The sequence below is a fragment of the Pseudomonas sp. PS01303 genome, assembly GCF_029959385.1.
Classification (GTDB): domain Bacteria; phylum Pseudomonadota; class Gammaproteobacteria; order Pseudomonadales; family Pseudomonadaceae; genus Aquipseudomonas; species Aquipseudomonas rustica.
Window position 1 is genome coordinate 107,303 of sequence record NZ_JASCPK010000002.1, and the last position, 24,712, is coordinate 132,014.

20 protein-coding genes are annotated in these 24,712 nt (G+C 57.2%); 8 read left to right on the plus strand and 12 right to left on the minus strand.

Annotated elements, in window-relative coordinates:
* The first annotated feature begins 58 nt into the window (after positions 1-58).
* Positions 59-1,630: a gamma-glutamyltransferase gene (locus tag QMX93_RS01385; protein ID WP_282351796.1), complete on the plus strand. Its 1,572-nt coding sequence runs from the start codon at positions 59-61 to the stop codon at positions 1,628-1,630.
* Between the two features lie 113 nt (positions 1,631-1,743).
* Entirely contained in the window at positions 1,744-2,436 is a 693-nt protein-coding gene (locus QMX93_RS01390) for a GntR family transcriptional regulator (RefSeq protein ID WP_282351798.1), read from the plus strand.
* On the opposite strand, the gene QMX93_RS01395 is transcribed toward QMX93_RS01390, so the two are convergent.
* From QMX93_RS01395 to QMX93_RS01410, 4 genes are read right to left on the minus strand one after another with little or no spacing between them, the layout of a single operon-like run.
* The gene (locus QMX93_RS01395) at positions 2,433-3,659 is read right to left on the minus strand and encodes an amidohydrolase family protein (protein WP_282351800.1); all 1,227 of its coding nucleotides are present in this window, start codon (positions 3,657-3,659) and stop codon (positions 2,433-2,435) included. The two genes, QMX93_RS01390 and QMX93_RS01395, sit on opposite strands and share 4 nt — an antisense overlap.
* On the minus strand, positions 3,656-6,136 hold the full coding sequence (locus QMX93_RS01400; protein WP_282351802.1) for a branched-chain amino acid ABC transporter ATP-binding protein/permease: 2,481 nt from the start codon (positions 6,134-6,136) through the stop codon (positions 3,656-3,658). The genes QMX93_RS01395 and QMX93_RS01400 overlap by 4 nt, the downstream gene beginning before the upstream one ends.
* Positions 6,133-7,002 (minus strand): branched-chain amino acid ABC transporter permease, encoded by an 870-nt coding sequence (locus QMX93_RS01405; protein WP_282351804.1) that lies wholly within the window; start codon positions 7,000-7,002, stop codon positions 6,133-6,135. The genes QMX93_RS01400 and QMX93_RS01405 overlap by 4 nt, the downstream gene beginning before the upstream one ends.
* A gap of 3 nt (positions 7,003-7,005) precedes the next feature.
* Positions 7,006-8,199, minus strand: a complete 1,194-nt coding sequence (locus QMX93_RS01410) for an ABC transporter substrate-binding protein (protein ID WP_282351806.1) — start codon at positions 8,197-8,199, stop codon at positions 7,006-7,008.
* A 323-nt stretch (positions 8,200-8,522) separates the two neighbouring features.
* Between QMX93_RS01410 and treS the strand changes: the two genes are divergently transcribed.
* Positions 8,523-10,589, plus strand: coding sequence for a maltose alpha-D-glucosyltransferase (gene treS, locus QMX93_RS01415; RefSeq protein WP_282352018.1), 2,067 nt, complete (start codon positions 8,523-8,525; stop codon positions 10,587-10,589).
* Between the two features lie 48 nt (positions 10,590-10,637).
* On the opposite strand, the gene umuC is transcribed toward treS, so the two are convergent.
* The 5 genes from umuC to QMX93_RS01440 form a co-directional block, all read right to left on the minus strand.
* Entirely contained in the window at positions 10,638-11,918 is a 1,281-nt protein-coding gene (umuC, locus tag QMX93_RS01420; protein WP_282351808.1) for a translesion error-prone DNA polymerase V subunit UmuC, read from the minus strand.
* Positions 11,905-12,336 (minus strand): translesion error-prone DNA polymerase V autoproteolytic subunit, encoded by a 432-nt coding sequence (gene umuD, locus QMX93_RS01425; protein ID WP_053120212.1) that lies wholly within the window; start codon positions 12,334-12,336, stop codon positions 11,905-11,907. The genes umuC and umuD overlap by 14 nt, the downstream gene beginning before the upstream one ends.
* A gap of 106 nt (positions 12,337-12,442) precedes the next feature.
* Positions 12,443-12,766, minus strand: a complete 324-nt coding sequence (locus QMX93_RS01430) for a hypothetical protein (RefSeq protein ID WP_212549517.1) — start codon at positions 12,764-12,766, stop codon at positions 12,443-12,445.
* A gap of 90 nt (positions 12,767-12,856) precedes the next feature.
* Positions 12,857-13,669: a DUF1206 domain-containing protein gene (locus QMX93_RS01435; RefSeq protein ID WP_282351814.1), complete on the minus strand. Its 813-nt coding sequence runs from the start codon at positions 13,667-13,669 to the stop codon at positions 12,857-12,859.
* A 138-nt stretch (positions 13,670-13,807) separates the two neighbouring features.
* The gene (locus QMX93_RS01440) at positions 13,808-14,026 is read right to left on the minus strand and encodes a hypothetical protein (protein WP_053120216.1); all 219 of its coding nucleotides are present in this window, start codon (positions 14,024-14,026) and stop codon (positions 13,808-13,810) included.
* Between the two features lie 378 nt (positions 14,027-14,404).
* Between QMX93_RS01440 and QMX93_RS01445 the strand changes: the two genes are divergently transcribed.
* From QMX93_RS01445 to QMX93_RS01465, 5 genes are all read left to right on the plus strand, one after another.
* On the plus strand, positions 14,405-15,127 hold the full coding sequence (locus tag QMX93_RS01445) for a hypothetical protein (protein ID WP_282351817.1): 723 nt from the start codon (positions 14,405-14,407) through the stop codon (positions 15,125-15,127).
* A complete protein-coding gene (locus tag QMX93_RS01450; RefSeq protein ID WP_282351819.1) occupies positions 15,124-17,124 on the plus strand; it encodes an integrase in 2,001 nt (666 codons plus the stop codon). Before QMX93_RS01445 ends, QMX93_RS01450 begins: the two co-directional genes overlap by 4 nt.
* Positions 17,121-18,107 carry a TniB family NTP-binding protein gene (locus tag QMX93_RS01455; protein WP_282351821.1) on the plus strand — a complete coding sequence of 329 codons (987 nt, stop codon included), beginning with the start codon at positions 17,121-17,123 and terminating at the stop codon, positions 18,105-18,107. The genes QMX93_RS01450 and QMX93_RS01455 overlap by 4 nt, the downstream gene beginning before the upstream one ends.
* Before the next feature lie 213 nt (positions 18,108-18,320).
* Positions 18,321-18,950 carry a hypothetical protein gene (locus QMX93_RS01460; protein ID WP_282352020.1) on the plus strand — a complete coding sequence of 210 codons (630 nt, stop codon included), beginning with the start codon at positions 18,321-18,323 and terminating at the stop codon, positions 18,948-18,950.
* 76 nt (positions 18,951-19,026) lie between these two features.
* Complete coding sequence (locus tag QMX93_RS01465) at positions 19,027-20,022, plus strand: hypothetical protein (RefSeq protein WP_349016146.1); 996 nt, start codon at positions 19,027-19,029, stop codon at positions 20,020-20,022.
* A 103-nt stretch (positions 20,023-20,125) separates the two neighbouring features.
* Here the strand turns inward: QMX93_RS01465 and QMX93_RS01470 are convergent, their stop codons facing one another.
* The 3 genes from QMX93_RS01470 to QMX93_RS01480 form a co-directional block, all read right to left on the minus strand.
* The gene (locus QMX93_RS01470) at positions 20,126-21,808 is read right to left on the minus strand and encodes an ATP-dependent helicase (RefSeq protein WP_282351827.1); all 1,683 of its coding nucleotides are present in this window, start codon (positions 21,806-21,808) and stop codon (positions 20,126-20,128) included.
* A complete protein-coding gene (locus QMX93_RS01475) occupies positions 21,805-23,724 on the minus strand; it encodes a TOPRIM nucleotidyl transferase/hydrolase domain-containing protein (RefSeq protein ID WP_282351829.1) in 1,920 nt (639 codons plus the stop codon). Before QMX93_RS01475 ends, QMX93_RS01470 begins: the two co-directional genes overlap by 4 nt.
* 360 nt (positions 23,725-24,084) lie before the next feature.
* On the minus strand, positions 24,085-24,345 hold the full coding sequence (locus QMX93_RS01480; protein WP_282351831.1) for a hypothetical protein: 261 nt from the start codon (positions 24,343-24,345) through the stop codon (positions 24,085-24,087).
* Positions 24,346-24,712: the final 367 nt, after the last annotated feature.

Genomic DNA, 24,712 nt, shown 5'->3' on the forward strand with positions numbered 1-24,712 from the left:
CATCTTGCTTTGCTAGCAATCAACATAACGATCACTAGCAAAGAGAGAGCCCGCCACCATGATCGCAACCTCCAGCCGTGCGGTGATCTGTACGCCTCATGTCGATGCCAGCGCTGCCGGCCTGCGGATTCTCGACGCGGGCGGCACGGCCATTGATGCCATGCTCGCCGCCAGTGCGATGCTTGCTGCGGTTTTTCCGCACATGACCGGCCTGGGCGGCGATGCCCTATGGATGATCCACGACAGTCAGGTGCGCACCATCGTGGGGATTGGCCAGGCCGGGCAACGTTTGCCCGAGGGCGGAATCATCACCGTGCGCGGCCCGGCGTCGGTTGCCAGCACGGCGGGCGCGATGGCCAGTTGGCGGACGGCGGCGAACATCAGTCGGCATGAATGGGGCTCGCGGCTCGGCTGGGCTGATCTGTTAAGTGACGCCGCGAGCGTGGCCGATGCCGGTGTGCAGGTGTCGCGCTCGCAGCTGTTCTGGCAAACCCTGCGCCAACCGCTGATCGAGCAATTGCCGTATCTGCATCGGCTGTGCAAACACGATGGGCATTGGCTACGCGAGGGCGATACGTTGCGCCAGCCCGAGTTGGCCAACATCCTGCGGCATCTGGCGAAACACGGCGTCGAGGATTTCTACCACGGCGAACTGGCCGAGGCGTTCGGAGCTGCGTTTGATCGCTTGGGCTGCGGTTTGACGACGGCCGATCTGGCGGCAACTCGCGCACCTGAAGTCGCACCGATTTCGGTACGTTATCGCGATGGCCAACTCTACAACGTCGCGCCACCAAGTCAGGGTTTGTACACGCTGCAAGCCATGGCCGCGCTGCAACACAAGCCGCTGGCGGACGTTGGTAACGGTAGCGCGCTTTACTATCACTATCTCGTCGAAGCGATCAAACAGGGCCTGCTGCGACGCAATGCGCAGTTGTGCGATCCGCTGAGCCAGTCGTGGGATTTTGCTGCCACTCTCGAAGATGCGCAGATTAAAGCCTACGCCGATGCCATCGACGATCAGCGCGCGGCACCGTGGAACGAGCCGGGACGCCCGGCCGATACCATCTGGATGGCCGCGACCGATGCGCAGGGCCGTACGGCTTGCCTGATCCAGAGCCTGTTCCATGATTTCGGGTCGGGCTGCATCCTCGGTGACACCGGCGTGCTGTGGCAAAATCGCGCGGCCGGATTTAACGCCAATCCCCAACACGTCAACGGCTGGGCACCGGGCAAGCGTCCGGCGCACACGCTCAATCCGTCCTGCTATCTGGCTGACGATGGCCGCCGCTGGTTCTTCGGCACGCAGGGTGGCGATGGTCAACCGCAAACGCAGATGGTGCTGGCGACGCAACTGATCGACTATCAACAACCGATTGATCAGGCGTTGCATGCGCCGCGCTTTCTGTTGGGCCGCAGCTTTTTCGACAGCACGGACAACCTCAAGCTTGAAGGCGACATGAGCGTCGCGACGATTGAAGGCCTCGGCATGCTGGGCCATGAGGTGGAAATCATTCCGGTGCGCAGCCCCATGACCGGCCACGCCGGGATTATTGCGATTGACGCCGAGGGTCGGCGCAGCGCCATGCACGATCCACGGGGGGAGGGCACCGGGCTCGGTCAACCGGACTGATCCTTGCAGCGCACATTTGCCGGGCTCGGGCGGCTGGCGGATAATGCCGCCGATTGCCCGCCAGACACATTGTTGTGGATTGGCCTGCGGCGTTCTGAAAAACAGAGGAAAGGATGGGCTTGAGCACTGTCACCGCCAAACAGCTTGAGGTGCAACGGATTGTCGATGCGCTGTTCAAGGCTATCGCCCAGCATCGCCTGCCGCCCGGCACGCGATTGATCGAAGCGCATATCGTCGAAACCCTGCAAGCCAACCGCAATCATGTGCAGGTGGCGTTGCAGCGTCTGGCGATGCAAAAAGTGGTGACCATCGAAGCCAATCGGGGCGCCATGGTTGCCCAGCCGACGGCACGCGAAGCGCGGGATATTTTCAGCGCCCGGCGTGCCATCGAGCGCGCAATTGTCGAGGCGATCACGCCGGACACCATGCGCACGCAGCGCCAGCGTATCGCCCAACACATGAACAATGAACGCAAAGCCACCAACGACACCGATCGCCGCGCCATCGTCCGCGAGCTGAGCGAGTTTCACCTGCTGCTCGGCGAGATCAGTGGCAACACGGTGCTCAGCGATATCCTCGCCAACCTGATGGTGCGTAGCTCATTGATCGTCGCGCTGTATCAGCGTAATGACGTGCCGTCGTGTGCGTCCGACGAGCACCAGGAGATCATCACCGCGCTGGAAAATGGCGATAACGCCAAAGCCGTGGCGGTGATGATCGAGCATCTGGACGAACTGGAAGCGCAACTGGCGCTGGAAGAAACTGCGCCCGCCGAGTTCAACCTCAAGCAGGCGCTGATTGATTAACGCGGTTTGATCAACGTTGCTACTGGGCGACTGAACGTCTGGCGCCCGCCCTTGAAGCCCATCAACGGTGCGCTTATTTCAGCGATCACCGCCGCTGGCGAGGACGCGTCGAACACGATGAAATCGGCGCGGCAGCCTGGTCGCAAACCGTAATCCTGCAATCGCAGCATCACCGCCGACTCGCTGGAGACCCACGCCAGGCATTGCAGCAGTTCCGCCACCGTGCCCATCTGACTGACGTTGGCGAACAGGTTGGCCTGGCGGATCAACGACGCATCGCCATACGGCGTAAACGGGTTGCCGATGTTGTTGGTCGAGACCGAGCAGGTCACGCCGCACTCATGCAAATGCGCGAGTGGCGCCAAGCCTCTGGGTTTGTTGTGGAACGCGTCGCGGCCGAGCAAAAACAGATCAGTGCTCGGCAGGCAGGTGACCTGCACGCCTGCTTTGGCCAGATGCAGAGCCAGCACCGTCAGTGGCTCACGGGGCAGCGTCGACAATTTGGTCGCGTGCCCGATGGTGACGCGTCCGCCCCAGCCGTGCAGCTGCGTGCAGCGTGCGACTTCCATGACCGTCATGCCTTCGGTGTTCAGGTCGAAATCCAGGTGCAGATCGAGGTCGCAGTCGTAGCGCACCGCCAGTTCAAACAGACGCTGGATCTGTCCATGAGGGTCGCTGTCCATGTACGGGCAGCCGCCAAGCACGGTTGCGCCGCTTTCCAGTGCCTGACACAACAGCGCCTCGGTCCCCGGATTGTTCAGCAGACCCTCCTGGGGAAATACGCAGATTTCCAGGCTGATGGCCCAGGCGTAATCAGCCTGCAAACGGCGAATCGCGTTGAACCCGGTCAGACCGATTTGCGGATCCAGTTCGACGTGGGTGCGCATGTGCGTCGTGCCTTGCACAATCGCCTTGTCCAGAACCTGCGCACCACGCTGATAAACATCGTCTTCAGTGAATTCGGCTTTCGCCGCGCGGGTTTGCGTGACGGCTTCAGCCAGGGTGCCTTCCTGCAAATGACAGCGCTGCATGATGCAGGCCTTGTCCAGATGGATATGGGTTTCGATCAGCCCCGGCATCATCAATTGACCGTGCAGATCAAGGATTTCCCAGTGGCTCGCATTCGGACTGAAGCCGTCGACAAAGTAACCGTTCTCAACGTAGAACTCGCTCACGCGGTGATCGCTTCCGAGCCGTGCATTGATGATTTTCAGGGCGCTCATGCGCTGGCCCCTTCACCCAGATAAGCCGCAGCCAGCGCTTTGTCGGCGCGCAGTTCTGCGGAGCCGGCGGCTTTGACGATGATGCCGGTTTCGAGGACGTAAGCGCGATCCGCCACTTGCAGCGCGAGGTTGGCCATTTGATCCACGAGCAGGATGGTCACGCCTTCGTCGCGCAGCGCCGCCAGTGCATCGTACAACTCGCCGATCATCGCGGGCGACAGGCCCAGCGACGGCTCATCGAGCAGGAGGATTTTTGGCTTGGCCATCAGGCCACGGCCCACGGCGACCATTTGTTGCTCGCCACCGGAAAGCAGCCCGGCCGGGTTGTCGATGCGATCTCGCAGGCGCGGGAAGCGCTTGAGGATGGCCTCGATTTCAGCCTCGGCATCGAAGCTGTCACGGCGCGAATAGCCGCCGAGCAACAGGTTGTCGCGCACACTCAGATACGGGAAAACCTGACGGCCCTCCGGCACCAGGGCCAGACCTTTAGCGGCGATGGTGCTGGCGTTGGCCAGTTCGATGTTTTCGTTGTCCAGCAAAATACTGCCGCCGCTGGCGCGATGCAGGCCGGCCAGACATTGCAGGATGCTCGATTTGCCCGCGCCGTTCGCGCCGAGAATCGCCACCAGTTCGCCGGGATTGACCAGCAAATTGACCTTGTCGACCACGGCTGACGCGCCGTAATCGATGAGCAGATCCTTGACGTACAAACGCGCATCGCGGCTGCCATTCCACACCTGTTCGCGAGGCGTGGCTTGATACTCGGTACCGCCCAGATAAGCAGCGATGACTTGCGGGTTTTGCCGAATATCCGCCGGCGGCCCCGAGGCAATAGGTTTGCCGGCGTCGAGCACCAGCAAGTGCTCGGACACCGACATGACCAGCGCCATGTCGTGCTCGACCAGAATCACTGTCAGGCCGAAATCCGCCAGTTTGCGCAGCAGAATGGCCAGGTCATCCGTGTCACGACGACTGAGGCCCGCTGCCGGTTCATCCAGCAATAACACTGCAGGCGCCGTCGCCAATGCACGGGCGATTTCCACCAGACGCCGATCCACATGCGGCAGATTTTCGGCGGCAATATTCACTTCACCGCGATAGCCGACCAGTGCCAACAGATCCAGCGCCAGACTGCGCTGCTCGACTGTGGAAAGGCTGAACGGCAGGCCCATACGGCCCTGCTGCATCGCCACCAGAAGGTTGTCCAACACCGACATTTCGCCGAACAGCAGGGTGGTCTGATACGTGCGGGCAATCCCGGCCCGAGCGCTTTTCCAGGCAGGCAGCCCGGCCAGCGGTTGTTGCAGCTCAATCTGTCCAGAGTCCGGCACATAGAAGCCGCTGATCATATTGAGCACAGTGGTTTTGCCCGCGCCGTTAGGGCCGATGATGCTGGTGATGCTGCCGGCGGGGGCATGCAAACTGACGTGTTGCGCGGCCTGCACGCCGCCGAAGCGAATGCCGATATCAGTCACCCGCAAGCCTGAGTTCACGCCACGGCTGCGCAGATGCGCGGCGATACGTTGCTCATTGAACTGCGTGGGCGGCAGCAAACGCGTGGGTATGATCCAGCGTCGGGCGAGGGCGCCCAGCAGGCCATTCGGTGCGATCCACAGCACCAACAGCAGCAGCGTGGAAAAAATCAGCAAACGATATTCGGCAAAATCCGAGAGCAGTTCCGGCACCAGCACAATCAACAACGCGCCAATCAGCGGCCCGAAGAGCATGCCACTGCCACCGACGATCACTGCCAGCACAAACAAAATCGACTGCGAAAACGGAAAGGATTCCGGGTTGATGAACATCAGCAACGGCGCGAGCAAGCCACCCGCGAGTCCGGTCAACGCCGCCGACAAAGCAAAGGCGAGGGTTTTGCTGATGACCGGATTGAAGCCCAGCGAGCGCGCAGCAATTTCCGAAGCTTTCACAGCGCGCATGGCTTTGCCCCAGCGGCTGTGACTGAGGCGCTGATAGAAGAGCAGGGCGCCAATCATCAACGCGGCAGCCAACAGGGCAAGGAAAATCGACGGATCAAGCCCGGCGAATTCCGGCATGGGGATACCCATCAAACCGTTGGAGCCGCCCGTGACGTCACGCCATTCGATCAAGCTGTGATGCACAACAAACGCAAAGGCAATGGTGATCATCGCCAAATACGGGCCGCTAACCCGCAGGGCCGGAATCGCCAACAGCGCGCCAATCACCCCAGCCGCGACACCGGCGATCGGCAGTGCCAGCCATAACGGCCAACCCGCCAAGGTCAGCAGCGCCGACACATAGGCACCGATCGCGTAGAAGGCGATATGGCCAAAGGAGATCTGCCCGCTCAGGCCGATCAGAATATTCAGGCTCACGCCAACCACTGTCGCCAGCGCGCACAGGGTGAAAACCAGCAGGGAATAGCTGTCCAGCGTGAACGCCATGACCCCAGAAACGACCGCGAGGAGGGCGATCAGCAAGGAGGGAAGGTTCTTCATACTTTCACCAATGCCTGGCTGCCGAACAGACCGTTGGGACGAATCGCCAGCGCGACAATCACCAGCGCAAACGTGAATATCTGGGTAAACGCCGAGCCGAAATACATCGTGATCAGCGCTTCCGTCAGACCAAACAGCAACCCAGCGGTGAACACGCCGCCGGCACTGGTGATGCCGCCGAGAATCGCCACCGCGAAGGCTTTCAGGCCGAACAACATGCCCATTTCCGCGTTGACGCTGAACAGCGGCGCAATCAACAAACCGGCGACGGCGGCGAACACCGTCGAGATCGCAAAAGCGATGGCGACCACACGATTGACGTTGATGCCCATCAGCATCGCCGCGCGAGGATTCTGCACGCAGGCTTCCAGCACTTTGCCCAGCCGGGTGTAACGCCGCACCAGATACAACGCCAGCGCAATCGCCGCCCCGGCCAGCGGAATCAGCAATTGCAGGGCACCCACATTGCTGCCGAACATCTCGACATTCAGGTTGGCCAGGCTGCTTTCAAACTGCCGAGGCTCCTTGCCGAAGGTGAACAACGCCAGGTTATCCACCAGAATCCCGCCGGCCACCGTCGCCATCAGCCACGCCTGTGAGCCGCGACTGTGAAACGGCCGCACCAGCCAGCGCTCGATGGCCAAGCCATACAGCGCACAGAGCAGCAACGTCAGCGGCAGCGCAAACCACAGCGACCAGCCCCAGTTGATGCAAAAGGTGTAGCCCAACACCGCGCCGACCATCATGGCGCTGCCCTGGGCGAAGTTGACGGTGCGCGAGACGACGTAGGTCAGGTGAAACCCTAACGCCAGCAACGCGTACATGCTGCCGAGGCCCAGCCCGGAGATGATGGCGGCGGTGTACATGGCTTACTCCTTAGGCGCGAGCGGGACGATTTGGTCGTTGACGAAGTGCGTGAACAGGTAATCGTCCGGCCCCAATGCGTCATGCTTGGTCGGGGTAAACGGTTGCTTGTAGTCCTTGATCAAACCGTCGTATTCGCTGATGGCGTAAAAGCCGTCGCGGATCGCTTTGCCGTCGGTGCTGCCGGCTTTTTTGATCGCTTCAACGGCGAGGTGCAGCCCGTCGTAAGCATTGGCGATGCCCACCGCCGGGGTGACGTCAGCCAGTGACTTGATCTGCGGGTAGGCGGTTTTCAATGCGGCCAACAAGGCATCGCCCTTGGCGCTGTTGTGCTCGGTGAACACGTAGGTCTGGATGAAATGCACGCGCCCGGCGTTCGGTCCCGCGAGTTCGCCGAAGCGGCCACCGGCCGGGCCCCAGTGCGAAACGACCGGCACGTCCCAGCCCATACGATCCAGAGATTTCACGACTTGCGCAGAGGGGCTGACATTACCGACAAGGAGGAGGGTGTCGGCACCGGCGTTTTTCAAGCGAGTGAGTTGCGGAACGACGTCGAGATCGCTGTCCTGAATCCGCTCGACACCGGCGTTGGCCATGCCGCGTTTTTCCAGCGCACGCTTGAAGCCCGCCTCGTTGGACTCGCCCCACGGATTGTTGATGAGGATCATCCCCGGCTTCTTCATGCCGTGGTCGACGCCGTAATTCACCAGCGCCTCATCCACCAATTCATCGACGGCAGAAACACGGAACACATAGTTATCGGCCGCGCCGTTCTCAGTGATTTTCGTACCCGCTGCCCAGATGCCCATGAACGGCACTTTCATCTGATTGACCAGCGGTACGATGGCCAGCGAAACCGGTGTATCAAGACCACCAAACAGTACGGCGACTTTCTCGCGCTGCACCAGTTCGCGCGCGGCGAGGATGCCCTTCGACGGATTGCTTTCATCGTCGCGACGCACCAATTCCAGCGGGCGCCCGAGCACACCGCCACTGGCGTTGACCTCATTAATCGCCATGGTCAAACCCCGCGTCAGGGCTTCACCGGATTTGGCCGACTGCCCGGAAAGGGCCGCGACCAGACCGACCTTGATCGGCGGCTCAGCCGCTTGCGCGCCACCGAACATTGCCATATTGAGCGTGACTGCCGCAGCCACGGGAAACAGCAGACGTTGCAGGTTTTGAAACCGAGTTGCCATGGGTGATTCTCCTGATTGCTAGCAGTTACTGATTTATTGCTAGCAAGGAGGGTGCCACTCGGATTTGCCGTGGAAACTACAGTGTTTACGGGGTGCTCACGGAGTGATTGCGCTCCAAATGAAGGCGAATTGCACCATGGCGAGGCGCCGGGCCATTTGGCTATTTGATTTTTCCGCCCTGTCTGGCGGGTCGAGACGCCTTCGCCAAGACCAATGCAACGAAATCCACCTCCGGGCCTCATACATAAATGAATCGGGCGGTGTCGCTGTGCTGGATGCAAGGCCCGATCGCACGCTCACTCCAACGAGAGGCAATGGTTTTCATGACGACGGCTGAACAGAACCAAGTGGCGTGGTTGGTCGAACAATCCATGCTGCATGCCGCAAGGCAGCGGGCCAAACTCTATTCGGGACAGGGCCGCTTGTGGCAGCAGCCCTACGCCCATACCCGGCCTCGGGACGCTTCGGCTTTGGCCTCGGTCTGGTTTACCGCGTATCCCGCTTCCATTGTTACCCGTGAAAACGGCACCGTGCTGGAGGCCTTGGGCGATGAAGGTTTGTGGCACCTGCTCTCGAAAATCGGCATTCAGGGTATTCATAACGGGCCGCTGAAAAAGTCCGGGGGCCTGCGGGGCACTGAACACACGCCGACCATCGACGGCAATTTCGACCGCATCAGTTTCGACATCGACCCGCAACTGGGCACCGAGGCGCAGCTGCAGGCGCTGACCCGCATGGCCGCTGCGCACAACGCCGTAGTCATCGATGATGTGATCCCGTCGCATACCGGCAAGGGCGCGGATTTTCGTCTGGCTGAGATGGCCTATGAAGATTATCCGGGCCTCTATCACATGGTCGAAATCCGTGAGGAGGACTGGCCGCTGCTGCCTGATGTGGCAGAGGGGCGTGACGCGCAAAACCTCAGCCCGCAGCAGGTTGATGCGCTGCGCGACAAGCATTACATCGTCGGCCAGTTGCAACGGGTGATCTTCTTCGAGCCGGGGGTCAAGGAAACCGACTGGAGCGCGACGTCCATCGTCATTGGTGTTGATGGCAAGCCGCGCCGCTGGGTGTACTTGCATTATTTCAAGGAAGGCCAGCCGTCGTTGAACTGGCTGGATCCGACCTTTGCCGCGCAGCAGATGATCATCGGCGATGCGCTGCACGCCATCGACGTCATGGGCGCAAAAATCCTCCGTCTCGATGCCAACGGTTTTCTCGGTGTGGAGCGCAAGCTCGACGGCACTGCGTGGTCGGAAAGCCATCCGCTGTCGATCACCGGCAACCAATTGCTGGGCGGGGCGATTCGCAAGGCCGGCGGCTTCAGCTTTCAGGAGTTGAACCTGACGGTTGACGACATCGCTGCCATGTCCCACGGCGGCGCCGATCTCTCCTACGATTTCATCACCCGGCCGGCCTACCAGCACGCGTTGCTGATGGGCGATACCGAATTCCTGCGCCTGATGCTGCGCCAGATGCACACGCTCGGCATCGACCCGGGCTCGCTGATCCATGCCTTGCAGAACCATGATGAACTGACGCTGGAACTGGTGCATTTCTGGACGTTGCATGCCCACGACACCTACATGTTCCAAGGCCAGACGTTCCCCGGCAACATCTTGCGCGAACACATCCGCGAGCAGATGTACGAGCGCCTGACCGGTGAGCACGCTCCCTACAATCTCAAGTTCGTGACCAACGGCGTGTCCTGCACCACCGCCAGTATCATCACCGCCGCCCTCGGCATTCGCGACCTCGATGCAATCACCGCTGCGGATATTCAGCAGATCAAACAAATCCATTTGCTGCTGGTGATGTACAACGCGATGCAACCCGGGGTGTTCGCGTTGTCGGGGTGGGATCTTGTCGGTGCACTGCCTTTGCCGGCAGAGCAGGTCGAGCATCTGATGGGCGATGGCGATACCCGCTGGATTCATCGTGGCGCTTATGACCTGGTGGATCTGAACCCGGAGGCGTCGCTGTCAGCGGGCCTCATGCCGCGTTCGAAATCCTTGTACGGCAGCCTGCCTGCGCAATTGCAGGATCCGGATTCGTTTGCCTCGCAACTGCAGCGAATTCTCTCCGCGCGCCGGGCCTACGATATTGCCGCCAGTCGGCAGATTCTGGTTCCGGACGTTGAACACCCGGGGTTGCTGATCATGGTTCACGAACTGCCTGCGGGCAAAGGCACGCAGATCACCGCCCTGAACTTCGGCGCGACACCGATTACTGAAACCCTGCACCTGCCCAACATTGCCCCGGGGCCGGTGGTCGACATCATCAACGAGCGGGTCGAAGGTGACCTTACGCCGGAGGGCGAATTCACCATTGTTCTCGATGCCTATGAAGGCCTGGCGCTGCGGGTCGTTAGTAGTTCGCCGATGATCTAGGACTTTGCCGCTAGCGGGTGTTGTCGGATGTTCGGCGACACCCGCCGGCTATCGGGCCTTGACCGTCCACAGCTGATTGACCTTGGTCGTGTAGCTTTGGCTCATCAGGTCTCGACGCATCCCCCAGTCAGGCGCGGCGGGCACACTGGCCACCCGAAGAACGCCCTTGCCCCAGCGCCCATTGATCTCATCCAGAACGCTCATGACCTTGTCAGCCATCGCCGGTTGCGAATGGGCGAACAGGTCATCCGTGAATTCACCCGGCTGCCGCAAATCCATCAGCAGCACTTCGGCCTTGCTGTATCTGAAACCCGGTCGAAACAGCCGATTGACCGCTTCCGTGGCTGCTTTCGTCATCAGACGCACATCGTTGGTCGGGTAGGGCAATTCCACCAGCGCGCCGTTCGCATACTTCGCTTCTTCCGGATTGAACATGCCGGTGCGAATGCTCACGCGGATCTTCTTGCACAGCGAGTTCTGCGCGCGGAGTTTTTCGGCCGCACGCTGGGTGTAGGTCGCGACGGCTTCCTTGATCGGCTCGATCTGCGTGAGTCGCGTGCCGAACATCCGGCTGCAGCAGATTTCCTGCTTCGGCGGGTCAGCTTCTCCCAGTTCGAGGCATGACGTGCCGGCGAGCTCGCGTGCGGTCTTCTCGATCACCACGCTGAATTTCTGCCGAAGCATCCACGGGTCGGCTTTCGCCAAGTCCATGGCAGTTTTGATGCCCATGACTTCCAGGTGAGCTTTCATGCGTCTGCCAATGCCCCAGACCTCGCCGACATCGGTGTTGCGCAGCGTCCAGTCACGTTTGAACGGATCGCAGAGATCGACCACGCCGCCGGTGATGTCCAGCAGCCTTTTCGCAGTGTGGTTGGCGAGCTTGGCCAAGGTTTTGGTGCGGGCAATGCCCACGCCGACAGGAATGCCCGTGCGTTTGAGCAGTGCAGAGCGCATCTGCCGACCAAACGCGGACAAGTCACCGGCAATGCCCGTCAGATCGGCAAACGCTTCGTCGATGCTGTAGACCTCAAGCGCAGGCACCAGCGATTCGATGATGGTCATGACGCGCTCGCTCATGTCGCCATACAACGCGTAATTACTGCTGAACGCGACGATGCCGTTACGGCGCAGATGATCCTTGATCTGGAAGTACGGCTGGCCCATTTTCACAAACGGTTTGGCGTCGTAGCTGCGCGCAATCACACAGCCATCGTTGTTGGACAGCACCACGATGGGCGTCTTCGCCAGGTCGGGCCGGAAAACCCGCTCGCAACTCGCATAAAACGAATTGCAGTCAATCAGGGCGAAGACCGGTTCAGGTGTTGTCATGATCGCGCACGCTGTATTTCACCACACCCCAGATCACCAGCTCATCGCCTTCCATGACATGTCTTGCCGGGTATTTCGGGTTCTCCGATAAAAGCATCACGGCGTTCTCGCGCAGCAGCAGACGCTTGCAGAAGGGTTCGGAGTTCAGCGCAGCGATGACGATATCGCCACTGACCGCATCAATACTTCGATCAACGACCACCAGATCCCCTGAATAGATGCCGGCGCCCTGCATGCTGTCGCCGTCAATTCTCACCAGGTACACGTGCGGCGCGCGGATATCGAACAGCTCATCGAGGGAAATGTGCTTCTCGATGTGATCAGCCGCCGGGGAGGGGAAGCCCGCCGGCACACGGGATGAGTAGAGGGGCAGCTTCTGGCCGCCGGTCGCGAGTGGGCCGAGGAGGGTGATGCTCATGATGCAAGCCTTATCAGGTTAACTGTACATGCATACAGTTAACGATTTGCTTGGCTTTTGGTCAATCTAAGGGCACGGCAATTCGACGGATGACCGTATTGGCGGGCTAATCAGTTCCTTTGCAGAGCGTTTCATACCATTGCGCGTAAGGCGTATTGGAAACTTGATGCCTGTTTAGATCAGGACTGCCATCGTCCCACCACACCGGGCCTCGTTCTCCGAGCGCAACTTTCGCAGCATGAACGCGTGCTCTTACTGCTTTCAATTGCTGCGGATCACTGGCGGCTTTTGCAACTTTTACGTCCCGTCGGGCGGCCATGAGTTCGTTTACAAGTTGCTGTCGCAGATCTTCTTGCAGCGAGGGATTGGTGCATCGCCATAGCTGCCCTTTGACAACAAAGTAGCGACCGTCAGGCGTCACTGGGTGCATTGCTCATCTCCGATCGTCCAAAGAATGCTCGATGGACGATTGTCGAAGTATCGGGAACAGGAGGGCGGTTCGTAGTTAATTCCTGAGGATCTACTGACTGGAAACGCCCGGCACGTCCATGTTGATCTTGCGCCAGCACGCTTCAGAAAAACTGTAGACCGAAAAGGCAAGCAGCCCCAAGGCCATCACCATCAAAATCAGCCATCCTGCGGGCAGATTTTGCAGCGCGTCCAAGGCCTCTTTCATTCCGGGAGGATCCATCGCCTGATACGCGGAACCGCTGACGGCCAGCAGCAATGCGATCTCTATAAACACCACGCCACGGGCGATCAGACCAAATCGAGATACCGGGCGGACATAGCGCATGACGTCTTCGTCGGCCTCGAAATACTTTTCAAACGAGGCCTTCCAGCCCTTGATGATGTGAGCAATACCAACACCTAACGGAATAAGCGCAATCAGGTACACCAATACGTTCGAGTATTCCCACGACAACAGATGCGCCAGCCAGTCTTTGGTTTGCCCTCCGGAACTGCCCGAACTTTTGATCCCACTCACAAGCAGGCTCAAGGCAAATAACGCGAGCGCGCCATTGACCAGACCGCCCGCCAAAAGACCCGCGCGAATTACCAAACCTTTGAGTTGGGTGCCGTGGTGATCAACATCTCGCGTGGCTTGCAGTACACGCCAGGCTGCGAACGCGAGCAGACCTGCCACTACAAGTCCTACTAAAAAATAGCCGAATGGCTGGGCCAACAAAGCTTCGAGACTTTTGTGACTGTCTTTGGGTTTGGTTGAGTCATGGGCGGCGAGTAACGCGAAGATACCGATGATCAAATAGAGCACGCCTCGAGCGGCGTATCCACCTCGAGCGAGTATCACAAGGCTGCGGTGCGCGGACATCGGATCAATTCCTGAGAGTAATAAGGAACAGACCGTTGCGGTTCGGAGGGGTTCTACTGCGATTTACTGGGTGGGAATCCAGGTTTAGAGGCGCTAGTTGCCCAGAGAGGCGGAGCACTAAGGCTCCGCACAGACACTTCAGACTTTATTAGCGTTGAGCTTGCGCAGCTCTTCGTAAGTCGCCGACTGGACGAACCAGAAACCGGAAACGATGCACCAAACCAACGTGCCGGCCACGAAAATCCCCAGCGCTGGCAAGAAACCGGCGGTGAACAGAGACACGATAGCGACCAGCCAGATAACGGCCAGGGAAACGTAGAGGACGAGGTTGTTGACGCTGATGACGAAGTCTTTCACAGGGCGTGTTCCTTACGGGAAGTGATAAAGCCCCCAATCCGGGGGTGCGCATGCTATCACCAGCCGCGATGACTTTGAACAACAAGGCCCGTTGAAAGAGCGTGATCATCTGAAACGAATTTATCGAAGCCGTGATGCAGAGAGTGTCTGTATCCAATAACCTCCGCATTCACTCTAACCCCTTGCCACCATTACGACTGCCCGCAAAAATTCCACAAACCACCGATTTTTCAAAATGGAAATTTCACAAGTTCGCGAAACATAAAATTCAATATTTCCAGCTAAAACAATAGCTTATAAACCTGAGAAATTTCCAGTTGCACCAGCCTTAATTGCTGCTAAACCTTAAGGAATATTACTCACTTGAGGTAGGTTGTAATGACCTATGTCGGCGCATTTGTCACGCACGGAGATGACCCTGAGCTTTACATCGTCACCGGCAAAGTCTCAGCGGGTGCTCGCGTCCGCATCCTCAAGTGGGGTAAAGGTCTAGTCAGGACTGCCAAGCAGAAGGATATTTTGGTGATCCCGGCGCTGGTCGCGGTCGAGCGCCTGCGCATCTTGATCGTGGCACAGACCCCGAAAGCAAATCACGATGTCCTAGATGGGAAACAGGATTTGGTGGCAGCCGCGTATGCCTACATTTCCAGCCACGAGTCAGCATTTCACACTGCGCGGATGGCTAGGCGTACGAGCTTGAGCGCTGGCCGGGTAGACACAAGCGTCGCAGCGAACAAGCCCCACAAGCCCCAGCCAGCTCAGCACCCCAGACACCTGAAACCTCCAGTACAGTCAGAACCGTCATCCAAGATCCTTCCTTATGAGGAGGACTTCATCAGGGAAGGTGTCATCACCGAAATGGTGGCATCAAACTTGGTTCTCACAGACGCAGGTCGAATCGAAGTCTTGGGCACCAAAGTCGATCTGTGCCGGCTGATCCAAATCTATTGCGCAACAGCAGGGGTGGGCGCACCCACGAAATCCCTCATGCTCCGTCGAATCCGTGACATCACGACATTCCTCTCACAGGGAGACCCTGACCCTACAGTGATCGCCACTCCGCGTGGACTGATCTTTGACATCAAGGGGATGGAGCCATGACCGCTCTGGTGCGTATCGGTGAGCTAGTTACGGTTGATGAAGTCAGTGAAGCCATCGACGCTAAAGTCGCGAGAGCGCCAGGGGAGTTCGTACCCAGCGAAGAGCAGCATTCCACGCCTGTTGAGGGCAATCCGGTCATCGACGATCCAATGGCCGCTGAAGAAGTATCAAACCCTAGTCCGGCGTTCTCGGTTTACGAAGTGGTCACCTACGACCTCACATCTAATACCTACAGGCTCAAAACGATAATCGGCGTAGAAATCTTCCGTACTGTCTCTCAGAAGAACGTCGTCAAAATGGATGGCCATTTTGACAAAGCAGCCATCGCAGCATTGGCTGAGCACCACGAGCACTTTCGAGCAAGTCTGGGTGACCATGAGCCAGTTCCGGTTACTGAAGCTCAGAGCGAGGCCGAAACGGAGGCCCAACGGCGAACGGATATAATGCGTAAGCACTGCGCGAAGGTCGATCCGATTTCCAAGCGCCAGGCTATGGCGGAATTGAAGGTCGGCCCGACTATCTTCCACAGAATAAAACGCATCCATCTCCTCAACCCGGATTGGCGAGCGCAGTTAGCGGGTAAAGATGGCAGACGCCCAGGGGAAAAACGCATCGATCCCGATGTGGATGCGATAATCACTGTAGTGTTGGATAGTCATCGTATTAACTATGGTGGCAATGACGCTGAGGTGCTGGATGAGATCCAGTTGCAGTGCAAAAAAATCAACAAGCGTCCTCCCAGCCGTACCACTGTGTGGAGACGTTGGCATGCACTTCCGGAGAAAGACCGGCTTGAGGCAAGTGATGGGCCCGAGGCAGCGCAAGCGAAGTTCGGTAATTATCCCACACCCACTGTGGAAGAGTTTTATCCCGGTAGAATTCATGAAATTGACCACACACCATTAGACTGTCATGCGATTTCTTCCACGGGTGCCCCTTTGGGCAGGGCCTATCTCACGCTCGTACGTGATCGAGACACAAAGGGCATCATGGGGTTTGCACTATTATTCGGTGCTCCAAAACGCGCTAGCATATCTGCAGCCGTACATATGGCCTTATGCCCCAAGACCGCGCTTTTGGCTAAGTTCGGTCTTTCTCATCTCCATTGGCCACTCTATGGAAAGCCGGTGCAATATGTCGTAGATCATGGATCTGATTTAATGGCCGAAAGCTTCAGGGTTGCCTGCGAGCATGAAGATATCAAGCACATCCCACGACTGCGCCCTCCATCGGGAGGCGGGATAGAGCGGGGATTAGGAATACTAAACCGGAGCTTCGTCCAAACCTTGGATGGTGCCACAGCCTCTGCCACTAAGAAGGGGCCTGGTTATAAACCTCATAAAAAAGCAGTTTACACATTAGAGAGGCTGACCGAGCTCATACTCGTCTGGATATGTAAATTTAATAACAAGAAAAGTCGCAAAGATCAGTTGTCGCCCAATCAGCGTTTTGAGCGAAAATATGGTCTGCACGACGGCGTGATAATTCCACCGCCGACAGTCTCCGACCCAGGCCGATTTGTTATTGATATCCTAGAAGGGCGTGAGGTAACCGTAGCACGTAATGGCGTTGTTACGCGCGAATTGGTTTATAAGTTCGGCCCTTTCTCCAAGATGGTCGGCGAGAAGATTTATATCAAGATTGATCCAAATAATCTTCACAGGATATGGGGGCTTTATAAAGATCACTGGCATCCGCTCTGGTTGGTCAATTCACACACTGAGCCACTCACTTTAGCTGAGCAAAAGATGATCCTGAAGGCAAGACGTGAAGACCCCGACGCTGATGACAAGCGCCTGGATGCTCAGGAGCAACTCAACAGCATCAAGGCGAAGGGCAAAAAGGAGGCTAAAGCCATCCAGAGGGCTCAGGAGGATGTTGCCCAGATCGAGCGTATGGGTCATTTCGGGCCTACCCAAGAGCCCAGTGAACCCGATGATGCCGAGCCAACTACGCCCATGCCGATCATCATCGCCGAGTTGGATGAGGACATATGAACGAGCACCTCACCAGGAAGACCCGCGAGTATTTACTCCTGCCACCCGAAGAGCGTGCGCTCATGTGCTACCGAGATGTGTGGGTGCCCCATCCCTACGGCACCGCGCTGACTGAATGCGCCAAGCTTCTGGTGTCGTTGCCGAGGGTAAAGGCGAATCCCGGGATGGCCGTTATCGGGGCTCCTGGCGTCGGTAAAAGCAGGCTCGCTCAGCGGTGGAGCGAGGAAAGCTTTTCCGACAAGGGAGGTTGGGCAGGAAAGGTCATGTACATCGATCTGTCCAATCGCAAGAAGGGCGTCGATCTGGAGAAAAGGTTCCTGCAAGAACTGGGGATGATTGTCCGTGGTAAGGCTTACACCTTCAGTCCCAGAGACTACGCAGAAGCACAGCAGGCTGTCCGACGGCTCAACATCCGCGCAGTCATTTTCGATGAAGCCCATGGTCTTGACCGGCGCGTGACGAGCCAGCGGCTCCACAATATGTTCGAGGCGTTAAAAGGCTTCTCTAATCAGGACTGGGGCTTGAATGTGATCCTGTGCGGTACCAACGAGCTCCAGGATATGCTGGAGCTCGACGACCAGATTCAGTCGCGTTACGGGCATCGCACGACTGAGCTGCCTGAATGGAAAAATGACAATCTGCTTGCATCCTTCATCGCGGCCTTCATGTGCTACATGCCCCTGCGACTTCCATCCGAAGTGTCATCAACCATTTTCCGCGACAAACTGTACGAATTGGCGTCGCCTGCACGTGTTGGAGCCAAGACGCAGAAGGGTAAAAAATACAAGGCTCGTAGCAAGTGCAGCTCACTGAGAACCGTGATCGACATTTTGAAGGAGGCATGTCGCTACGCCGTTATTTCGGGCGAGGAGTACATCGACGTCGTGAGCCTCCAAACTGCAGCAGATAGGCTTCACGGGAAAGCCGATGCTCAGGCCCTCTTGATCCAGAATGCGCGGATCACCATGGCAACGAGTGAGTGAGGAATGAGAGCCATCAGACCTTTTGGGGACTTGTCCCCGTGGATTGCAAATACTAGCAATGACTCGGTCTTACGGGACTGTCTGGCTGCGATTGCCGAGCATCAAGGAACGATGCCCCGGGCCATCTGCATCACCGGACTATCGGGGGCTGGGGCGTCCATGCTGATGGAAAGAGTATCTGCCCGAGCGCGTAAGGATGGAAAGCGAGTGCTGATGCTGGATGACACCCCCTTTCCTGGTAACAAATACTTGCACGCTAAATTGCTCCATTGCCTGGGGGTGGGTACGGTAAGTTCCATACCCTGCTTCCATGGCCTATCGACCATGTGCGCGGGAATTTTAGAGTTGCGGCAGTACGAGGTGTTAGTCATGGAGGATGCGCAGAAATACAAAGACGTTGAACATCGGGGCGTCCGTCCTAACATGGAGACACTTTTGAGCATTCCCCGCCTGCGACGTCCGCCCTTGCTCATACTGAGTGGGCTTACTGACGCAGTAGAGCTCCACCATGCAAGACTCGTGGATGCTGGCATTCCTAGCGAGATCAAGGTGCTGCAACCGATGAAGCTTGATCAGGACTACCAAGCTTTCGTGGAAAGGGTCTGTCAGGCATATTCGTTGGGCTCAGACTTCCTCATGTCGCTTGATATCTCCCAGTTGTATCGCGAATCACATGGCCTGATAGGCCTCACGGTCAGGATTATTCACTGGTTGTATCTGCAGCGTAGCGCCATCGTTCGAGCCTCACGGAGCAAGGTCTATCAGCAGTTGCTCGTCGAGAACGAGCGCGACGAAGATTTCGAAGACGGGGCTGGCGACGGCCCACCCGTAAGCAATGAGTAGGGGCTCGACGGTGCGTGCGTTTTATGGGCTCCCGAAGCCACTTCACGACGAATCACTGTCGTCGTGGCTGACCCGGATGTTCCATCTACATTACGTCGATTCGACTTTCGAGACAGAGATCCTACGCCTGGCGGCCCGAGACCCCGGAGTGAAGGGTGATTTAGATCTGATTTACAAATCCTCTGCATTTCTAGATCTGTTCAAGTGCATTCAAAGGCCCCAAATCCTTGCTCAGTTTGAGATGGTTGAATCCCACACAGTCCCGTCCGGAGTAGACGATAAATATTGCCGGTTGTGTTTTCAGAACGACATCAGCGCCTGCCAGACACCAATCTGGCGAAAGTCATGGAAAATGCGCGGCGCATCTGTGTGCGTTCTTCACGATCGTCCTGTCCTCCTTTCCCGGCTTATTGAGCGGCCAAAGGATCTACGGGATCGGGGATGGCAGGGCTACCAGGAGTATCTAGATAGCCCATTGTCTCGACTGGACGTTGATTTTGCCCTGCGAAGGGCAGCGCCTAATGCAGTAGTCGCGAATAACCGAAAGCTGTTGCTGCTGACTCAGCGGGTTCAGCACTGGTACCAACGTGTCCTCTGCGATAAAGCTGGCGAAAATGCCGGGAATGGACAAGTGTGCAGCGGCTTACAGTTTTTGATGGGATTATGGCTTCACTCATCCACCCATTATCGGTTGAGCCCAGGCATTGCGCGAACCTATTTTCACGTTCCTTTCAGATCCCCCAGTATCGGCATAACTGAAAAGATCACATCGCCTCAGGTGTCGATTGACACCGCGAGCCCGCGAGAAATTGCGGTAGCGTATTGGTTGTTGGGAATCGCGTACGGGCTGATCACGCCGGAAGAAGGCAAGCTCATAAACCAGATCACCCGATCTGAAAGTGCCGAGTTCCCTACTACCAGGCTGCAGGTGGCGGCGGCTACCACCCGAAACTATCTAGAGGAAGGGTTGGCCAGGATGCTGGAGGAAGCGACCGAATCGCTGACCCCCAAAGAATTTCAGGCGATCTCATGGGTGTTTGTTCGGCTGCTCAGGTCAAAGGGCGCGCCGTAGCTAACTCGTGCATTTCTATGCCATGCGCATTCAAGTTGATCAGCCTTGACCGCGGATACCACATTTAAGCCTCTGGCACCTGTGTCATCCCCACTAACCGACCTCATTGCGGCTGTTTGGGCGACAGATGCTCGGTGACGTAGGTGACGAAGGTCACGTGCGGCTGTCTCGCGACATCCCATCTTTTGCCCGCCGATATTCCCGCTGGACGTTGCCTCTGATTCGCCGTGGTGATGATCAGGCGATCCTTTGCTCGAGAGACTGCGACGAAGAAGACCTGTCGCTCGTCCTCGATTTTACCGCGGAAGGTTTGCTGCTCGACTCCGGAGATGATCACTGAATGAAACTCCAATCCTTTGCTTTTGTGCATGGATAAGAATCTCACTGCGTTGTCGTCGGAGAACCGGGCAAGCGCCCTTGGCAAGTCGGGTTCTGTCTGCAGGAGGGTGGTGATGTGATTACGGGTATCGCGAATGATCTCCTTCAGGCGTCGCTTGGTTTCGTAGTCTGAAGAAATAGCAGTCATGACGCCATGCCCCAAGGTGTCGAAGAACTCTTTGGCGAGCTTCCACCAATCGGGGTAAGGGGTCGTTGTCTTTGCTGCCGCCTTTACCTGCTGCTGATGCTGCTTGTAGCAAAGCTCGAAGGATTTGTGAGTTCTGTCGCTGGTGCCCTCATCATCAAACGGCGCGAAGAGATCCATCAGCCGCGACCAAGCCTTATTGGAGCCTCGCGTATAGAGGCAGGTCAGGTAGTCGATCATCAGCCTGGCTGCAGGTTCCTTGAGTAAGTCCTGGAGGGTGTTCTCATTGCGGAAGGGTATGTTACGAAGCGTCAGCTGCTCCATGAGTTCTTCCCCATACAGATCGATTTCACCGCGGAAAAGCACGGCGATTTCGGCTGGTCTTAACTCTTCGACCTCAATCCATTTCTGGATCAGGTTTGCCAGAGAAACGGCCTCAGCAGTGCTCGAGGAAAAATTTCCTGCGCGGATCACTCCGTCGTCTCCGTCGATTAATTCATCGGGCATAAGGGCCGAAGGGTCGATATCCCGAATGACGCTGTTCTGCATGCGGAGCAGGCGCGGCTTGGATCGGAAGTTGCGGTAGAGCCGTAGCGGTCGGGCGGCGAAGTCATTAGCGTAAAGCTTGAAGATGCCGTCTAACGCGCCGGCCCAACCCATGATCGTTTGCTTGGTGTCGCCTACAGCGGTCAGGAGCGCCGGCGTTCCATCAAACAGGAGCTTGATCAGTTGGTACTGATCTGAGGTGCAATCCTGGAATTCGTCGAGAAATACGTGCGCATAGGTCTGACGGATAGTGTTTCGGGCGATCTTGCTTGTACGCAGAATCTTGAGCGCCATGGGAAGCAGCTGCATGAAGGTAATCTGCTCGCCAGGAATGGCCTCTTTGCCTATTGAGTAACCAGGGTTCAGAGCCTCAGGGCCGGTCAATAACACCCGAAAGCGACTGACAATTCGGTTGGCAAAGGAGTGAAACGTGAAGCTGTCGAAGCGTGTTGCTTGCTCCCATCCGCATCGCAGGCTCACACGTTCCTTAAGATTGCGACTTGAGTCGGACTTGAAGGAAATCGCAAGAATTCGCTTGGGATACCGGCAACTGCCAGTGCGCAGGAGAAAATCCGCACGCTGGGCCAGTATCTCCGTCTTGCCTGCGCCTGGCCCCGCCAAAAGAACAAGCGAATGCTGGGTGTCTTTGATAGCGTGCCAAGCGTTCGTTTCCAGAGTCAGCCCCGGTGAAGGCGTCCAACGGTCAGGGTGAATCACTCCGGTGACTCCTCTAGCGCTGCAATCACCGCGTTAGCGAGTCGATCCAGTGCAGGTGGGAGGCCGGCGAGGAGATCAGCGTCAGAGAGGCTGGAGAGCGCGGTGAGATGAGCCGCGGGTTTGCTGCCGAGTTTGAAGAGATGGTGGTAGGCATCGAACCAAGCCTGCTCTTGCGGACTGTATTGATCAGCGCCTTGATGGCTTTTTCCGAGAACCGCCTTCTGGCTTTCTAAAGTTGAAACAGCAGGTAGTGCGTTGAATGCTAGAGGGAAGGCGGTCAGCATGGCAAAGTCTAGATCAAGTGGTGCCGAGAAAAACACGCCGCGCTGTTCAAGGAGGTCGAATAGGGTCTCTGTTGATGTAGACGAGACCCCGTTGTGGATTCTGACTTTAAATTCATGGCTGTCCCAGGCCGGGATCGTATAGGGCAAAACCTTGAAAGGTTGAAAAAGCGCTAGTTGGTCGTTGACATATTTCAGCCGCCCCCAGCCGCCCTGGTACCGTGCAAGATCTAGGTCAAGCAAGGTGATGTACGGCGTGCCGAGCTGAGAAAGCAAACGCCAGAAGTGATTCACGTGGCGGCCACCCAGGGGCGCGATGGTCACCGCCGATTCGTCGACCGGCGCCCCTTTGGCTTGAAGAATCCTCGGAAGGACGATCTCCTCGCTGTCACCTTCACCCAAGACTACAAGCCGGGAGAAATAGATCTCGGGAAAGGCCTGGACGGCTTCTCGGACGAATTTATGGGCTACATCCTCCTTGGCGGGAAGCGTGATGCCACTGACTAGAGAGCACCGATTCGAGCCGAGTCGCAGGTAGCGGATGTTCTCAGGATCAACCCGGCGCAGCATCGAGGGCGCGTGTGTTGCGATCAGCGCCTGAGCATCAACACCTATGGATCCTTTCAGAGCATTAACAATCCTGCCCAGGTACTGAGGTGACAGGCTGTTCTCGGGCTCCTCCATAGCCAAGATGGTGAACGCGGGTGGTTTCAACTTGGCTGGATCAATAGCCGTATTCTTACCTGACTTCACGTCACGGTTGATCGAATGGGCAGCGAGTACGAGAGAGAGGTAGAGCATCGATTTTTGCCCGTCACTCAGCCTAGAAAAATCTACCTCACTCACTCCATGCCCCGGTGTGAATGAAACCGACATGTGGCGTAGCAGCATCTCGATGTCCGAGCTCACGAAGGTGAGCTTGGGCTCGGCGAAGAATGCTCCCTTGTGTAGGCCTTTCCATGACGCATTCAGGCTTTGTCCGAGGGCTTTGACAGAAGCATTACCTGCAAGGCAGTTGGTAATCTGGTCGGTCAACTCCTTGACCGTATTGCGATCGCCGCCCCATTGAGTTGCACGCAATAGCCGTCCGAGTAAAGCCGTCGCTCCGTACGCGATGTGGTCGGATGGATCACGCCGGGCCGGGATGTAGTGAAGGTGGATCTGGTTGCGTTGGTGCTTGGGAACTATGGAGCAGACGGTGGGGTTTCCATCGGCATCCGCCTGCGTGACGTAGACGAGCGATTCTTCGACATCACCTTCGTCGTCGACCATGGCAGTAAGGCGGTAACGAACTCGCGGCACATCGCCCGCAGCCTGGAGGCGCATGTGATCGAAGTGCGGAGCAACTGTATCGTTGTCCTCATCGTCAGCTGTCTCCGGGAAGTTAAACTCGGCCTCCAACCACAGCGTGCTGCCGCCCTCAGCATTGCTCTGGCCAATTGGGACGTGAAAGTCAGAAGGCCGGATGCGACGCAACCCTGGCTCAAATGCGAATAGCCTGCAAAGAGCCTGGAGGACTGCGGTTTTGCCTGCGCCGTTCGGGCCCAGGAGGTACGTTATGTCTTCGAACGTGATCGGGGTCGGTACAGGGCCAAACGACTGAAAATTGGATATCCGCAGGCTGCACAGCTTCATTGCTCGCTTTCCTTATCTGACAAGCTGTCTATCCGAAAACGCGCAGGAGTTACTAGCTACGGCTCGCTCTGTCCCTGTCCGTGTGTTGCGCGCTGCGGTGAAGAATACTGCGCCAGCTTGGGTGGCAGAAAGGCCCGTTAGAAAAAATTTTGCCGGTATCCAGAGTTTCCTAAACCGTGTAGTTGCTATTGACGCTATCAGGCAGTGCTAGTCGAAGTGGTCATTGTTAGGCTAGGAACATAGTAGTACGGGGTGATATTTCTCCTGCTGTTGTCAAAAAGCTCGCGCCGCTATTTATTTGCTTGCATGCGCACCATGACCGTCAGCTAACTAAGCGCAGTATGAAAAGTGACCCAGCATTTATGTTGAAAAGCGCGTCACGGTATATCCAAGATTACTGACTAAATCCCAAGTAATAAATATGCCACGAAGCTCCCTGCTTCTAGTAACTATCGCCATCTCCGCAGATACGTTGCTCACGCTCAAGCTCGAGTAGACCATCACGTCCAAATTTGCAAATGCCGAAATGCCATATGGCTGGATAAGATTTACTTTCGGCGCCCAAGCCAGTTGCACGCCGATTTCCAGATAAGTATCGGCCAGTACATCATGGGTAGTCACATCGCTTGGGCGCCTTTTGGGATATCAAGCCACCGAGGCTCAGATAGCAGATTCTCCTTCACTTCAAAGGCAGGTGAGAAGGTTTTCCAGGCGCAAAGCCCTGTGCTAGAGCCTTTGCCACCCGCATCGACGGATTCTACCAAAATTGATCACTGAAACGGTTTCGGCCTATATTGATCTGGGTGTACAGCGCATGCCCTAAAAGGGTGGCCATCATACCTGGCGGGAATGTTCGGTTTTTACGAATTATCGATCCCGTCTCGATCTCGTCAGTCGTTCTGGATCCTTAAGGCAACCTGCTCACGATGGTTCTCGCACGCCTACAAGCAGCCAAAATACTGACGCTAAAGGCGTTTAGAAAAGGCCC

Bases quoted from the DNA above. Each gene is read 5' to 3' on its own strand.
- QMX93_RS01385 (WP_282351796.1), top strand. From the start codon at position 59: ATGATCGCAACCTCCAGCCGTGCGGTGATCTGTACGCCTCATGTCGAT.
- QMX93_RS01390 (WP_282351798.1), top strand. From the start codon at position 1,744: ATGGGCTTGAGCACTGTCACCGCCAAACAGCTTGAGGTGCAACGGATT.
- QMX93_RS01395 (WP_282351800.1), bottom strand. From the start codon at position 3,659: ATGAGCGCCCTGAAAATCATCAATGCACGGCTCGGAAGCGATCACCGC.
- QMX93_RS01400 (WP_282351802.1), bottom strand. From the start codon at position 6,136: ATGAAGAACCTTCCCTCCTTGCTGATCGCCCTCCTCGCGGTCGTTTCT.
- QMX93_RS01405 (WP_282351804.1), bottom strand. From the start codon at position 7,002: ATGTACACCGCCGCCATCATCTCCGGGCTGGGCCTCGGCAGCATGTAC.
- QMX93_RS01410 (WP_282351806.1), bottom strand. From the start codon at position 8,199: ATGGCAACTCGGTTTCAAAACCTGCAACGTCTGCTGTTTCCCGTGGCT.
- treS (WP_282352018.1), top strand. From the start codon at position 8,523: ATGACGACGGCTGAACAGAACCAAGTGGCGTGGTTGGTCGAACAATCC.
- umuC (WP_282351808.1), bottom strand. From the start codon at position 11,918: ATGACAACACCTGAACCGGTCTTCGCCCTGATTGACTGCAATTCGTTT.
- umuD (WP_053120212.1), bottom strand. From the start codon at position 12,336: ATGAGCATCACCCTCCTCGGCCCACTCGCGACCGGCGGCCAGAAGCTG.
- QMX93_RS01430 (WP_212549517.1), bottom strand. From the start codon at position 12,766: ATGCACCCAGTGACGCCTGACGGTCGCTACTTTGTTGTCAAAGGGCAG.
- QMX93_RS01435 (WP_282351814.1), bottom strand. From the start codon at position 13,669: ATGTCCGCGCACCGCAGCCTTGTGATACTCGCTCGAGGTGGATACGCC.
- QMX93_RS01445 (WP_282351817.1), top strand. From the start codon at position 14,405: ATGACCTATGTCGGCGCATTTGTCACGCACGGAGATGACCCTGAGCTT.
- QMX93_RS01450 (WP_282351819.1), top strand. From the start codon at position 15,124: ATGACCGCTCTGGTGCGTATCGGTGAGCTAGTTACGGTTGATGAAGTC.
- QMX93_RS01455 (WP_282351821.1), top strand. From the start codon at position 17,121: ATGAACGAGCACCTCACCAGGAAGACCCGCGAGTATTTACTCCTGCCA.
- QMX93_RS01460 (WP_282352020.1), top strand. From the start codon at position 18,321: ATGCTGGATGACACCCCCTTTCCTGGTAACAAATACTTGCACGCTAAA.
- QMX93_RS01465 (WP_349016146.1), top strand. From the start codon at position 19,027: ATGTTCCATCTACATTACGTCGATTCGACTTTCGAGACAGAGATCCTA.
- QMX93_RS01475 (WP_282351829.1), bottom strand. From the start codon at position 23,724: ATGAAGCTGTGCAGCCTGCGGATATCCAATTTTCAGTCGTTTGGCCCT.